The organism is Pseudomonas sp. BAV 4579, from assembly GCF_009765395.1.
Classification (GTDB): Bacteria; Pseudomonadota; Gammaproteobacteria; order Pseudomonadales; family Pseudomonadaceae; genus Chryseomonas; species Chryseomonas aestiva.
This window is the reverse complement of the sequence record NZ_WHOV01000114.1, coordinates 1-13,719: the sequence shown is the minus strand read 5'-3', so window position 1 is coordinate 13,719 and position 13,719 is coordinate 1. Positions and strand designations below refer to the sequence as shown.

Here is a 13,719-nt window from a genome sequence, read left to right as displayed (position 1 = left end):
TTGCCGCGACTGGCAAAAGTGACTCGCCCGGGTGGGCGAAACAAAAGCCATCAGAGCGCTCGATAATCAGCTCGTGCACCAACAAGCCCTGGCAATGAACACGTATTGTTGGGCTTCGCTAACGCTCAACCCAACCTACCGGCGTCTCCTGTTCAAGAGGTCGGATTGCGACGGTCGACCGCCACAACCAAACCCTCCCCTTACCCCCGCTGCAACACCCCGCGCATGGAGCCGAAATGCCCGGGGAAGGAACAGAAGAAGGTGTATTCCTTGCCCGCTTCCAGGGCCCCGGTAGCGAAGGTCACCGAATCCTTCTCACCACCACCTAACATCTTGGTATGGGCGATGATGCGTTCGTCGCCCTCGGGCAGGTAGCCCTTGTCTTCGCCCGCGTTCATGCCGGCGGCGTCGACGGCCGAGGCATCGGTGGAGCGGGTCAGCACCCAGTTATGGCCCATGACGTTCTTCGGCAGGCTGCCGTTGTGGATCAGCTCGACGGTAAAGGTCTTGCACGAGGCCGGGACCTGGATCGAGGCGCGGCTGTAGGTCATCTGGTCGCCGGCTTCGATCTGGGTGGTACAGCTGTCGGCGGCCCAGGCGCCGGTGCTTCCCAGGGCAAACAGTGCGGCGGCAAAAAACATGGATTTCATGAACCCTCCGGATGCGTGAAAGTCGCCAGTCAGACCGATGCGAGGGTGGCGGGTTCCAGTGGCCATGGCAAGGGCACGGCTTCGCTCTATCGCCTCCATCGAAACCTTTGCCAGGTCGCCGGGCCTTAGCTCTGGGTACTATCCCTCCATCATCCGCCAGCCAAGGACGCCCGCCATGACCCTTACCGCCCTGCTGCACGAGTTGTTCGCCAACTATGCCCAGGCCGCCAGCGGCAATGCGCCGGAGGTCGCTTTCCTCGCGCGATGAGGGTGCTTTGCTGCGGCGGAGCGGGCGGCTAGGCTAGGTGCTTTGCCTGCCTAGGAGTCCCCATGTCGCTGAAAACCGTCTGTGTCTTCTGTGGCGCCAAGCCCGGTGCCTCGCCTGTCTTCGCCGAAGCCGCGGCGCACCTCGGGCGTACCCTCGCCGAGCGCGGCCTCACCCTGGTCTATGGGGGCGGCAAGGTCGGCTTGATGGGTGTGGTCGCCGATGCCGCCCTGGCGGCCGGTGGCGAAGTCATCGGCATCATTCCCCAGAGTCTCAAGACCGCCGAGCTGGGCCATACCGGCTGCACCCGCCTGGAGGTGGTCGACGGCATGCATGCGCGCAAGGCGCGGATGGCGGAACTGGCCGACGCCTTCATCGCCCTCCCCGGCGGCCTGGGCACCCTGGAAGAACTCTTCGAGGTCTGGACCTGGGGTCAGCTCGGCTATCACGCCAAGCCCATGGGCCTTCTGGAGGTCGATGGCTTCTATGCCCAGCTGGAGGGCTTCCTCGATCACCTGGTCGCCCAGGGCTTCGTCGCCGCGCCGCATCGCGCCATGCTGCAGGTGGAAGCTTCACCAACGGCCCTGCTAGACGCCCTCGCCGCCTGGCAACCCACGGTGCCGCCGCGCTGGGCCGAATCGACACCCCGCTAGCGCCGGTACACCGCCCGTCCCGGATCTCGAACCCTCGCCGCTTGTGGCCTGTCGGTACTGACAGGCCCGCAAAAGTTACCGCGACGAGGATTCTTCCATGACCGATTTTCCCAAAGCCCCGATGCCGGAACAGCAGCAGGCCGTTCCCGGCCTGCAATCGCGCATGAATCCGATACCGGATTGCGGCGAGCAAAGCTACAAAGGCTCTGGCCGTCTGGCCGGCAAGAAGGCGCTGATCACCGGTGGCGACAGCGGCATCGGCCGCGCCGTGGCCATCGCCTTCGCCCGTGAGGGCGCCGATGTCGCCATCAGCTACCTGAACGAGCACGAAGACGCCGAGGACACCGCCCGCCTGGTGCGCGAAGCCGGCCGCGAGGCGCTGCTGCTGCCGGGTTGCCTGTCCAAACGCGAGCAGTGCCTGGCAGTGGTGGACCAGACCGTGGCCGCCTTCGGCCGTCTCGATGTGCTGGTCAACAACGCCGCCTTCCAGATGACCCACGAGACCCTCGACGAGATTCCCGACGACGAGTGGGTCTACACCTTCGATGTGAACATCACCGCCATGTTTCGTATCACCCAGGCCGCGATAAAGCACATGGGCCCGGGTGGCTCCATCATCAACACCACCTCGGTGAACTCGGACATGCCGCGGCCGACGCTGCTGGCCTATGCCACCACCAAGGGCGCCATCGCCAACTTCACCGCTGGCCTGGCTCAGCTACTCGGCGAGAAGGGCATCCGCGCCAACAGCGTGGCCCCCGGCCCCGTCTGGACTCCGCTGATCCCGGCCACCATGCCGCCGGAGCAGGTCAAGGAATTCGGCGGCAACACCCCGCTCGGCCGCCCCGGCCAGCCGGTGGAATTGGCGCCGGTCTACGTGATGCTGGCCTCGGACGAATCCAGCTACACCTCGGGCGCGCGCATCGCCGTCACCGGTGGCAAGCCGATTCTCTGACCAGCCCTGCGCCCCGGCACAGGCCGGGGTCGCCCCTTCTTTTCCCGTCTTTGGAGCCCGCTCGTGAGCGACCATCCCAAACCCCCGCTGAAACCCCAACCCCAGACCTTTCCCGGTTCCGAAGCACGCATGGATCCGCAACCCGACAGCGGCGCTGCGAGCTACCGCGGCTCGGGTCGCCTGGCGGGCAAGAAGACCCTGATCACCGGTGCCGACAGCGGCATCGGTCGCGCCGTGGCCATCGCCTTCGCCCGTGAGGGCGCCGATGTCGCCATCGCCTACCTGGACGAGCACGAGGATGCCCAGGAGACCGCCCGCCTAGTCACCGAAGCCGGGCGCCAGGCCGTGCTGCTGCCGGGCGATCTGGCCGAGCGCCAGACCTGCCTGGACGTGGTGCAGAAGACCGTCGAGGCCTTTGGCCGCATCGACGTGCTGGTCAACAACGCCGCCTTCCAGCAGGTGCGCGACAGCCTCGACGAGATCCCCGACGAGGAATGGGTGCATACCTTCAACGTGAACATCCATGCCATGTTCCGCATCACCCAGGCGGCGCTGAAGCACATGCCACGCGGCGGCTCCATCATCAACACCGCCTCGATCAATGCCGACATCGCCCCGCCGACCCTGCTGGCCTATTCGGCCACCAAGGGCGCCATTGCCAACTTTACCGCCGGCCTGGCGCAGCTGCTGGGCGACAAGGGCATCCGCGCCAATAGCGTAGCCCCCGGCCCGATCTGGACGCCGCTGATCGTCAGCACCATGAAGCCGGACGAGCCGGAGCAATTCGGTAGCAGCACACCGCTGGGCCGCCCCGGCCAGCCGGTGGAACTGGCGCCGGCCTATGTGCTGCTGGCGTCCGATGAGGCGAGCTATATCTCTGGCGCCATGCTGCCGGTGACGGGCGGGATGCCGGTGCTCTGAGGGTTCTGGCTGGGGTGCTAGGGCTCGCCCTCACCCCGGCCCTCTCCCGGAGGGAGAGGGGGCATTTCCATCCTGCGAATCCATATTGGAGACTAGAAGCCTCGGTCAAACGCCCCCTCTCCCTTCGGGAGAGGGTTGGGGTGAGGGCCGCATGGATGTCCTACGGCTGCAGGTAGCGCACCATCGCATCGCCGATCATGGTCTTGTGCCGGCGCAGCACGGCCGGCTCTTCCATGTCGATGTCGTGGATGTGACCGAAGGTGTGCCGGTTGGAGACGCGATAGAAGCAGAACGAGCACATCAGCAGATGCACATCCACCGCGTCCAGCCCGCTGCGGATCTCGCCGCTGGCTTCGCCGCGCGCCAGGATGCGGCGCAGGGCCTCCAGCGCCGAGGAGTTGAGGCTGGAGATGGTCTCGGACTGCGCCAGGTGGCGACCGCGGTGGATGTTCTCGATGCTCACCACGCGAATGAAGTCGTCGTGGCTGCGGTGGTGCTCGAAGAGGAATTCCGCCAGGGTGCGGATCGCCTCCAGCGGCGGCAGGCGGTCCAGTGGCAATTCGGCCTCGTTGCCGCGCACGTCGCTGTAGAGCTTTTCCAGCACCGTCAGGTAGAGCTGCTCCTTGCTGCCGAAATAGTAGTAGATCATCCGCTTGGAGGTATGGGTGCGCTCGGCGATGGCATCCACCCGCGCCCCGCTCAGCCCCAGGTCGGCGAACTCGGCCACGGCGGCGGCGAGGATGGCCTGGCGGGTCTTCTCGGGATTGTTCTTGCGCGGGGTACGCAGCGTGGGCGCGAGCGCCGGGGTGTCCTGCATCGGGCTGACTCTTGTCGGAGGAGAGGCGCGGGCACCCGCAGGTGCCCGCCTGGCTCAAAATTCCAGGGGTGCCGGGCGGCCCTGGCGGGCCTGCAGCATGGCCGCCAGGCGGACCGGGCTGTTGGCCGCGCCGTAGCCACTGTAATCCTTGCGCTGGAGGATTTCGAAAAAGAATCGGTCGGCGAAGGACTCGGTGTAGACGTGAAACAGCTCGCCACCCTGGGCGTCACGGTCGTAGAGCACGTTGTAGTAGGCCAGCCGACTGAGGAAGTCGTCGTCGAAATCGAAGCGCGCCCCCAGGTCGTCGTAGTAGTTCATCGGGATCTCCAGCAGGGGCACCCCGGCGGCCTTGGCCTGCTCCACCGCCAGGAAGATGTCCTGGCAGGCGAAGGCGATGTGGTGCACGCCCGAGCCGCGATAGCTGGACAGTGCCCGGGCGATGGCGGTGTTGCGATTCTCCGAGATGTTCAGCGCCAGGCGCACGCTGCTCTCGCGATTCTTCAGCGCACGACTCTTGACCAGGCCATAGGGGTCCGGGACCACCACCTCGTCGTCGGCGCTGAAGTCGAACAGGCTCTTGTAGAACAGCACCCAGCTGTCCAGCGCATCGGCCGGCAGGGCGATGGCCACGTGGTCGACATGGGTCAGCCCGAGGCCCCCGCTGGCACCGGCGCTGACATCGAAGTCGGTGTCGTAGAGACTGCGGCCATCCACGCCGCGATCGGCGAGATAGATCAGGCTGCCGTCCGGCGCCCGTACCGCGGGGATCTCCCGCTCGTTGGGGCCGACCAGGCCGCGATAGGGCTGCGCCCGGTACTGCTGGGCGCGCTCCAGGGCGGCCTGGCTGTCCGGCACGCGCAGGGCCATGGCGCACAGCGAGGGGCCGTGGGCCTCGAAGAAGTTGTGGCCGAAGGAATAGGGTTCGGCGTTGAGCACCAGGTTGATCTCGCCCTGGCGCAGCAGGGTGACGTTCTTCGAGCGATGCCGCCCGGCCTGGGCGAAGCCCAGCTTGCCCAGCCAGCGCGCCAGTTCGGCGCCATGGCCGTCGTCCACGGCGAATTCGAGGAATTCGGTGCCTTCCAGGCGCGGCGCCGCGGGCGGGGCGAACAACGGCGCCGCCACCGGGGTCTCCTCGCGCTGCAGCCGCGCGGCGGTCTGCTCTTCCAGGTAGAGCAGGGATCTCAGGCCGTCGGCGGCGGTGGCGCGGGTCTGGGCGGCACGGAAACCGTCGTTGAAGATCTCCAGCGACAGCGGTCCCTGGTAACCGGTCTGCAGGATGGGCGCGAGGAAACCGGCCAGGTCGAATTCGCCCTGCCCGGGGAAGCAGCGGAAATGCCGACTCCACTCCAGCACGTCCATCTGCAGCAGCGGCGCATCGGCCATCTGCACGAAAAAGATCTTGTCCCCCGGGATCTGCGCGATGGCCGCCGGATCGCCACCGATGGAAAGGGTGTGGAAGCTGTCGAGCAACACGCCGAGATTGGGATGATCGACCGCCTTCACCAGGCGCCAGACCTGCTGCCAGGTGTTGACGTGGCGCCCCCAGGCGAGGGCCTCGTAGCCGATGCGCAGTTCGCGCCGGGCGGCGCGCTCGGCCAGCAGTTGCAGGTCGTCGGCGATCAGGCGCTCGTCGCCGAGGCTGTCGGCGGCGGTGTTGCTGCACACCAGGATGAGGTCGGTGCCCAGTTCCTGCATGAGGTCGAACTTGCGCTCGGCACGGTCGAGATTGCGCTGCAGGCGCTCGCGGCGATTGCCCTCGAAGTCGCGGAACGGCTGGAACAGGGTGATGGCCAGCCCCAGATCCTGGGCGCGCTGGCGGATCTCCCGTGGGCTGGCCCCGGAATACAGCAGGTCGTTCTCGAAGATCTCCACACCGTCGAAGCCCGCCGCGGCGATGGCCTCGAGCTTCTCGGTCAGGGTGCCGCTGATGGATACGGTCGCGATGGAACGCTGCATGCCGGTGCTCCTGTGTTGAACGGCCACGCCGCCGAACATGGCGGGCGGCGTGGCGCGGATCTGTTGGGTCTGGCACCGATTATTCGTGGCACCGCGAGGCCCAACAATGGATTATGTACGAACCGGTTAGTTTCTGTTCGCTGATCGAACATTTGGTCATCCGGCGAATTGACCGGGCCCGGCAGCGCCTCGCACTATGGATCGCAGAGCCCAGCGCTCGTCGCTTCCGCCGCGTCGACCATAACAAGACAAACAAGAGTGTGCGTCCATGCCCCAGCTATCCACGTTATCCTGCGTGCCCCGTCGCGTCTGCAGTCCCACCGTGCTCAGTCGGCGACGGCCAGGCTAGGTCTTCCCGTCCTTTCCATCTTCGGCTCCCGCGACCCAAGCGAGTTCGTGCGCGGCGCTAAAACCCTCCTGGCCTGACAATAAAATTCCGGAGACAACCATGGCCACTACCGCCTCCCCCACCCCCGGCTCCCAAGCCAAGAAAGCCACCGCCAGCGGCTGGATCGGCTCGGCGCTGGAATACTACGACTTCTTCATCTACGCCCAGGCGGCGGCGCTGATCTTTCCGCAGATCTTCTTCCCCTCCAGCGATCCCAAGATGGCCATCGTTGCCTCCCTCGCCACCTATGGCGTGGGCTATCTGGCGCGGCCGGTCGGCGCCTTCGTGCTCGGTCACTGGGGCGATACCCGCGGCCGCAAGAACGTCCTGCTGCTGTGCATGTTCCTCATGGGCATCGCCACCATGGCCGTGGGCCTGCTGCCCACCTACCACCAGATCGGCATCCTCGCGCCCATCCTGCTGGTGGTGCTACGCCTGATCCAGGGCTTCGCCGTGGCCGGCGAGATCTCCGGAGCCAGTTCCATGGTGCTCGAACACGCCCCCTTCGGCCGACGTGGCTACTATGCGAGCTTTACCCTGCAGGGGGTGCAGGCCGGCCAGGTGATGGCCGCCGCGGTGTTCCTGCCGCTGGCCTACTTCATGCCCGCCGATGCCTTCAACAGCTGGGGCTGGCGCATCCCCTTCCTGCTCAGCGCCTTCGTCCTGCTGGCCGGCTTCATCATCCGCCGGGAAGTCCATGAGACGCCTGCCTTCGTCAAGGAAGAAGCCAAGACCGGCACCGCCACCGTGGCCCGGCGCTCGCCCATCGGCGAAGCCCTGACCACCAGCTGGAAGGCCATGATCCTGGTCGCGCTGATGGCGCTGATGAACGTCATCCCGGTGGTGGCCACCATCTTCGGCGCCGCCTACGCGGTGCAGCCGGCCTATGGCATCGGCTTCGACAAGAGCGTCTACCTGTGGATACCGGTGGTGGGCAACATCGTCGCCGTGCTGGTGATCCCCTTCGTCGGCAACCTCTCCGACCGCATCGGCCGCCGGCCGACCATGATCGGTGGCGCCCTGGGTTCGGGTCTGCTGGCCTTCGGTTACCTCTATGCCATCAGCATCCACAACCTGCCGCTGGCCTTCCTCATGTCGCTGCTGATGTGGGGCGTGGTCTACCAGGGCTACAACGCGGTCTTCCCCAGCTTCTACCCAGAGCAGTTCCAGACCCGCTACCGTGTCTCGGCCATGGCCATCGCCCAGAACATCGGCACCATGCTCACCGCCCTGCTGCCGGCGCTGTTCGCCCTGGTCGCCCCGCCCGGCACCGACAACATCTGGCTGGTGGTCGGTGGCTTGGCCTTCGGCGTGACCTGCCTGTCGGCCCTGGCGGCCTACCTGTCGCCGGAAACCTACCGGGTGCCCATGAGCGACCTGGGCAAGCCGGGCGCCGTGCAGATGGACAAGCACGCCTATGACACGGCCCGTCAGGACAGCCTCAAGGCCAGCGTCTGACCCCTCGCGAGCCCTCGCCTGGCGAGGGCTCCGCCCTGCTACCTTGGTAGCCTTGCCGTAAGACATACGTTGTCATATAACTACTCGACCGAACGCCTCGGTCGCTGCTTTCCGATAATTCAAATAAGAAAGGAATCCCTCATGTCGCCTGCACCTTCCTAGCCGTCCCTCGCACCACCGCCCTACCCGCCCTCGTCAGATGCCGCCCCCGCGCCGGCAGGGCACCCCTCACCTACAAGAACAAGGAACACCATGAGCACTCGACTCGCTTCCGGCCGGCTCGCCCGTGCCTGCGCCGCCTTCGCCGCTCTCGCCAGCACCACGCCACTGTGGGCCGCGGACGGTTTCATCGAAGGCACCAAGGCCACGCTCAACCTGCGCAACTTCTACTTCAATCGCAACTTCGTCGATCCGGCCTACACCGCGCAGAACAAGGCCGAGGAATGGACCCAGAGCTTCATCTTCGGTCTGACCTCCGGCTACACACAGGGACCGGTGGGCTTCGGCATCGATGCCCTGGGGCTCTATTCGGTCAAGCTCGACGGTGGCGCCGGCACCTACGGCACCCAGTTGCTGCCGACCCATGCCGGCAACGAACCGGCCAAGGATTTCGGCCGCCTGGCGGTGGCCGCCAAGGCCAAGATCTCCAAGACCGATATCAAGGTCGGCGAGTGGTTCGCCGTGCTGCCGATCCTAAGGTCCGACGACGGTCGCTCGCTGCCGCAGACCTTCCAGGGCGCGCAGATCCATTCCACCGAGATCCAGAACCTGGAACTCTGGGGCGGCCAGATGCGCCAGAACAGCCCGCGCAACGACGCCAGCATGGAAGACATGTTCATGCAGGGCCGCGCCAATGCCACCTCCGATCGCTTCAACTTCGTCGGCGGCGAATACAAGTTCAACGAGAAGCGCACCCAGATCGGCCTCTGGTACGCCCAGCTCGAAGACATCTACCACCAGAAGTTCATCAACCTGATCCACTACCAGCCGGTGGGCAGTTGGACCCTGGGCGCCAACCTCGGCTACTTCATCGGCGACGATGACGGTTCGGCCCGCGCCGGTGCCCTGGACAACCGCACCGCCTATGCGCTGCTCTCGGCCAAGCAGGGCGGCGGCACCTTCTATGTCGGTCTGCAGCGCGTCAGCGGCGACAGCGCCTGGATGAGGGTCAACGGCACCAGTGGCGGCACCCTGGCCAACGACAGCTACAACTCCAGCTACGACAACGCCCGGGAACGCTCCTGGCAGGTGCGCTACGACCACAACTTCGCCGCCTTCGGCGTGCCGGGTCTGACCCTGATGAATCGCTACCTCAGCGGTGACAACGTCCATACCGGCACCATCACCGACGGCAAGGAATGGGGTCGCGAATCCGAGGTGCAGTACGAGGTGCAGAGCGGTCCGCTGAAGAAGCTGCTGATCCGCTGGCGCAACTCCAGCATGAGACGCGACTACAGTGCCAGCGGCTCCTTCGACGAGAACCGCATCATCCTCAACTACCCGATCTCGGTGTTGTAGGAAACGCGGGTGCGGCTGCCCGGGTGGCCGCCGCACCCTTGCCCGGATCCACCAGACCTTATACTGTATAAAAATACAGCCATCGAGGTCTGCTCATGACGCAGCCCCAACGCCCGCCACGGGGTCGTGGCACCGCCAGCAATCCGCACAATCGCTTTGCCGCGACCCGCAGCGAGGTCGAGCACGACGGCTGGTACGAGGAAGCCACCCCGCTGACCTTCACCACCCGCGTGCGCCAGGAAACGGCCAAGACGGTGATCAGCCGCAACCAGTCGCCGGATGTCGGCTTCGATCGCTCGGTGAATCCCTATCGCGGCTGCGAGCATGGCTGCATCTATTGCTTCGCCCGCCCCTCCCATGCCTACTGGGACCTCTCGCCCGGTATCGACTTCGAGACCCAGCTGATCGCCAAGACCAATCTGGCCGAGCGGCTGGAGGCGGAGCTGAGCAAGCCGGGCTATCAGCCGCAGCCTATCGCCCTGGGCATCAATACCGACGGCTACCAGCCCATCGAGCGGCAGTACCAACTGACCCGTCAGGCGCTGGAGATCCTGCTGCGCTATCGCCATCCGGTGACGATCATCACCAAGAGCGCGCTGATCCTGCGCGACCTGGATCTCTTCGGGCAGCTCGCCGAGCGCAATCTGGTGCGCGTCGCCTTCAGCCTCACCACGCTGGACGATGACCTCAAGCGCATCCTCGAACCGCGCACCGCGGCGCCCCAGGCCCGGCTGCGCGCCATGCGCACCCTGCACGAGCACGGAGTGCCGGTGAGCGCCCTGCTGGCGCCGATGATTCCCATGATCAACGACCATGAACTGGAAGCCCTGCTGGAGGCGGCCCGCGACCACGGCGCCCGCTCGGCCGGCTATACGCTGTTGCGGCTGCCCCTGGAAATCGTCGAGCTGTTCGAGGAATGGCTGCAGACGCACTTTCCCGAGCGTGCCGCCCATGTCATGAGCCTGATCCGCCAGTCGCGCGGCGGGAAGAACTACGACAGTCGCTTCGGTATCCGCATGAAGGGCGAAGGCCAGTTCACCGAACTGCTGGCCCAGCGCTTTCGCCTGGCCCGCCGCCGCTTCGGCCTGGAGCGCCGCGAGGGCGAAGGGCTGGATTGCAGCCAGTTCGCCCCGCCAGGGCAGCAGCTGGGGTTGTTCTAGCGCCGGCGCCGAACGGTCTGCACCCTCACCCCAACCCTCTCCCAAAGGGAGAGGGGAAAAGCGAGGCGCGCCCCGTAGGTTGGGCTGAGCGCAGCGAAGCCCAACGGTCTGCTCCCTCACCTCAACCCTCTCCTACAGGGAAAGGGGGAAAGGCGGCACACACCCCGTAGGTTGGGCTGAGCGCAGCGAAGCCCAACAGCGTGGCATCCCTCACCCAGCCCTTCCCACTCAGCTGCTAGGCTAGACGGCTGTGTCCCTCTCTGGAGTCGCCATGACCGCCCCTATCCCGCTCACGCCGGCCCAGGCCGTTGCCGCCGGTATCGACTTCGCCGAACTCAAGGTCGATGCCAGCGGCCTCTACTGGAGTCAATACGATCCCACCGATGGCGCTACTCGCCTCTGGGTCCGCGAGGCCGGCGCGGCGCCGCGGTGCCTTACGCCGGCGGGCTTCAGCCTGCGCAGCAAGGTCTATGAATACGGCGGCGGGGCCCTTTGTCTGGGTGACCGGGGACCGCTGTTCGTCAACGAAGCCGACCAGGCGGTCTATCGCCAGCCGCGAGAGGGCGGCGCGCCCGAATGGCTGGCCGGTGGCGAGGTCTGGCGCTATGGCGATCTGCACTGGGATGGCGTCCGGCAGCAGGTGTTGGCGGTCGAGGAGGATCGCCGCGAGCAGCCGCCGCGGCATCGCCTGGTCGCCCTGAGTGCCGGTGGCGCGCGCCAGGTGCTGGCCGAAGGCGCGGATTTCTACGCCGCACCGCGCACCAGCGCCGACGGCCGCCGCCTGGCCTGGATCGAGTGGGACCGGCCCCACCAGCCTTGGACCCGCACCCGGCTGCTGTCGGCGACGCTGGATACCGCAGGACGTCCCGGGGCGCCCACCGTCGTGTCGGCCGATCCCGACGAGTCGCTGCAACAACCGCTGTTCGACCGCGAGCAGCGGCTCTGGGCGCTGAGCGATCGCCAGGGCTGGTGGCAGCCCTGGTGCGAAACCGCGGCGGGCTTCGCGCCCCAGCAGGCACCCGCGGCGGATCACGCGGCGGCGCCCTGGCAGCTTGGCGGTAGCAGCTGGTTGCCGACCGCGGAAGGCTGGCTGGCGACCTGGCAGGAAGACGGCTTCGGCGTGCTTGGCGAGCACCGGACAAATGGCGAGACCCGCCACCTGGCCACAGACTTCAGCCGTTTCCGTGGCTTGGCGCTGGACGACAAGCATTGCTATTGCATCGCCGCGGCGCCCACACGCCCCTCGGCGGTGCTGGCCATCGATTGCCAGACCGGTGCGGTGGAGATCGTCAGCGGCGGCGTCGCGCCCCTGGGGGACAGCGCCATCGTCGCGCCCCGGTCGCTGAGCTATCCCAGTGGCGACGGCCAGGCCCAGGGCTTTCTCTATCTGCCGGAACGGCAGGGCGAGAGCCCTCCGCCACTGCTGGTCAGCATCCATGGCGGACCCACGTCCTGCACCTATCCGGTGTTCGATGCGCGCATCCAGTTCTGGGTCCGCCAGGGCTTCGCCGTGGCCGATCTCAACTATCGCGGCAGCAGCGGCCACGGTCGGGCCTATCGCCAGGCGCTGCACCTGCGCTGGGGCGAGGTGGACGTCGAGGATGCCTGTGCGGTGGTCGCCTATCTGGGCGCCCAGGGCCTGGCGGACCCGACACGCGCCTTTATCCGCGGCGGCAGCGCCGGCGGCTATACGGTGCTCTGCGCCCTGGCCTTCCGCGACGTCTTTCGCGCCGGCGCCAGTCTCTATGGCGTCAGCGATCCCCTGGCGCTGGCCAAGGTCACCCACAAGTTCGAGGCGGACTACCTGGACTGGCTGATCGGCGATCCCGAAGCCGATCGCGCGCGCTACGAGGCGCGAACGCCGCTGCTGCATGCCGAGGGTATCCAGGCGCCGGTGATCTTCCTGCAGGGCCTCAAGGACGCCGTAGTGGTCCCCGCCCAGACCGACGCCATGGCCGCGGCGCTGGAGGCACGCGGCATACCGGTGGTGGTCAGGCGCTATCCCGACGAGGGCCATGGCTTTCGCCGGGCGGTCAACCAGGCGGACGCCCTGGAACAGGAAGCCGCCTTCTATCGTCGCTGGCTATGAGGAAGGCGCACTCAGAAAGTCGGCCCGCGCCGACGCTGGGTGCACCTGGCCCGTATAGAATGGCGCTTTAGCCGTCGAGTTCCTGCATGCCCTTCGTTCGCCGCGGTATCGAAAGCATCGTCTCCACCTGGCTGGCCGGTCTGCTGCTGCTCCTGCCGCTGGTGCTGACCCTGGCGCTGATCGGCTGGATTGTCAGTTTCCTCAATGGCCTGATCGGACCCAACACCACCCTGGGCCGGTTGTTCGTGGCGGTCGGTCATCCCTTCGTCGGCAATTCCCTGGCGGCCTATGGCCTCGGCACCCTGCTGCTGCTGGTGCTGCTCTATCCGCTGGGCCTGGCGGTCAAGCTGGGGCTGCGCCGGCCGCTCGGCTGGTTCGCCGACATGACCTTTCGCCGCATTCCGGTGGTGGGCAAGCTCTATGGCCTGGCCGAGCGCTTCGTCGAGTTGCTCGACCGCAAGGAAGGTGGGGCGGACATCCGCGCCATGAGTCCGGTGTGGTGCTTCTTTGGGGGCAAGGGCGTGGCGGTGCTGGCGTTGCTGCCCAACCCGGCGGTGATCGACATCGAGGGTCGCCACTATCACGCCGTGCTGGTGCCCTCGGCGCCGGTACCCGTGGGTGGCGGGCTGCTTTATGTGCCGGTGGACTGGGTGAAGCCGGCGGACATGGGCGTCGACATGTTCACCAGCATCTATGTCTCCATGGGCATCACCCTGCCGCCGGTGGTCAAGGATCGCCAGGTGGAATTCATTCCCCTGGAAGAGGCCGTGCGCCGCCAGCAGGAAAACGGGACGGCCGAGGAGCCGCCCCGGCCGTCTTAGAATCTGTTCACGGTCTCGCGAGCTAGAGACAAACAAGGCGAAAAGGGCTGAGGAAGCGGATCGGACTC

The 13,719-nt window shown here is 66.6% G+C and carries 11 protein-coding genes; 8 read left to right on the top strand and 3 right to left on the bottom strand.

Annotated features, from left to right (window positions below):
• Window positions 1–200: 200 nt before the first annotated feature.
• Window positions 201–650: an azurin gene (gene azu / locus GSQ95_RS20000; protein ID WP_158896325.1), complete on the bottom strand. Its 450-nt coding sequence runs from the start codon at window positions 648–650 to the stop codon at window positions 201–203.
• Between the two features lie 330 nt (window positions 651–980).
• Between azu and GSQ95_RS19995 the strand changes: the two genes are divergently transcribed.
• From GSQ95_RS19995 to GSQ95_RS19985, 3 genes are all read left to right on the top strand, one after another.
• Entirely contained in the window at window positions 981–1,568 is a 588-nt protein-coding gene (locus GSQ95_RS19995; RefSeq protein WP_158896323.1) for a TIGR00730 family Rossman fold protein, read from the top strand.
• Between the two features lie 97 nt (window positions 1,569–1,665).
• Window positions 1,666–2,523, top strand: a complete 858-nt coding sequence (locus GSQ95_RS19990) for an SDR family oxidoreductase (RefSeq protein ID WP_158896321.1) — start codon at window positions 1,666–1,668, stop codon at window positions 2,521–2,523.
• Between the two features lie 63 nt (window positions 2,524–2,586).
• Window positions 2,587–3,444 (top strand): glucose 1-dehydrogenase, encoded by an 858-nt coding sequence (locus GSQ95_RS19985; RefSeq protein WP_158896319.1) that lies wholly within the window; start codon window positions 2,587–2,589, stop codon window positions 3,442–3,444.
• 160 nt (window positions 3,445–3,604) lie between these two features.
• Here the strand turns inward: GSQ95_RS19985 and GSQ95_RS19980 are convergent, their stop codons facing one another.
• Window positions 3,605–4,261 carry a TetR/AcrR family transcriptional regulator gene (locus tag GSQ95_RS19980; protein ID WP_158896317.1) on the bottom strand — a complete coding sequence of 219 codons (657 nt, stop codon included), beginning with the start codon at window positions 4,259–4,261 and terminating at the stop codon, window positions 3,605–3,607.
• A gap of 54 nt (window positions 4,262–4,315) precedes the next feature.
• On the bottom strand, window positions 4,316–6,217 hold the full coding sequence (gene quiC / locus GSQ95_RS19975) for a 3-dehydroshikimate dehydratase QuiC (protein ID WP_133862188.1): 1,902 nt from the start codon (window positions 6,215–6,217) through the stop codon (window positions 4,316–4,318).
• A gap of 448 nt (window positions 6,218–6,665) precedes the next feature.
• On the opposite strand from quiC, the gene GSQ95_RS19970 reads away from it, so the two are divergent.
• The 5 genes from GSQ95_RS19970 (at window position 6,666) to GSQ95_RS19950 (ending at window position 13,651) form a co-directional block, all read left to right on the top strand.
• Window positions 6,666–8,063, top strand: a complete 1,398-nt coding sequence (locus GSQ95_RS19970; protein ID WP_158896315.1) for an MFS transporter — start codon at window positions 6,666–6,668, stop codon at window positions 8,061–8,063.
• A gap of 252 nt (window positions 8,064–8,315) precedes the next feature.
• Complete coding sequence (locus tag GSQ95_RS19965) at window positions 8,316–9,581, top strand: OprD family porin (RefSeq protein WP_158896313.1); 1,266 nt, start codon at window positions 8,316–8,318, stop codon at window positions 9,579–9,581.
• Window positions 9,582–9,676: 95 nt separating this feature from the next.
• Complete coding sequence (locus GSQ95_RS19960; protein WP_158896311.1) at window positions 9,677–10,741, top strand: PA0069 family radical SAM protein; 1,065 nt, start codon at window positions 9,677–9,679, stop codon at window positions 10,739–10,741.
• Between the two features lie 271 nt (window positions 10,742–11,012).
• The gene (locus tag GSQ95_RS19955; protein WP_158896309.1) at window positions 11,013–12,830 is read left to right on the top strand and encodes a S9 family peptidase; all 1,818 of its coding nucleotides are present in this window, start codon (window positions 11,013–11,015) and stop codon (window positions 12,828–12,830) included.
• A gap of 86 nt (window positions 12,831–12,916) precedes the next feature.
• Complete coding sequence (locus tag GSQ95_RS19950; protein ID WP_133862193.1) at window positions 12,917–13,651, top strand: DUF502 domain-containing protein; 735 nt, start codon at window positions 12,917–12,919, stop codon at window positions 13,649–13,651.
• Window positions 13,652–13,719: the final 68 nt, after the last annotated feature.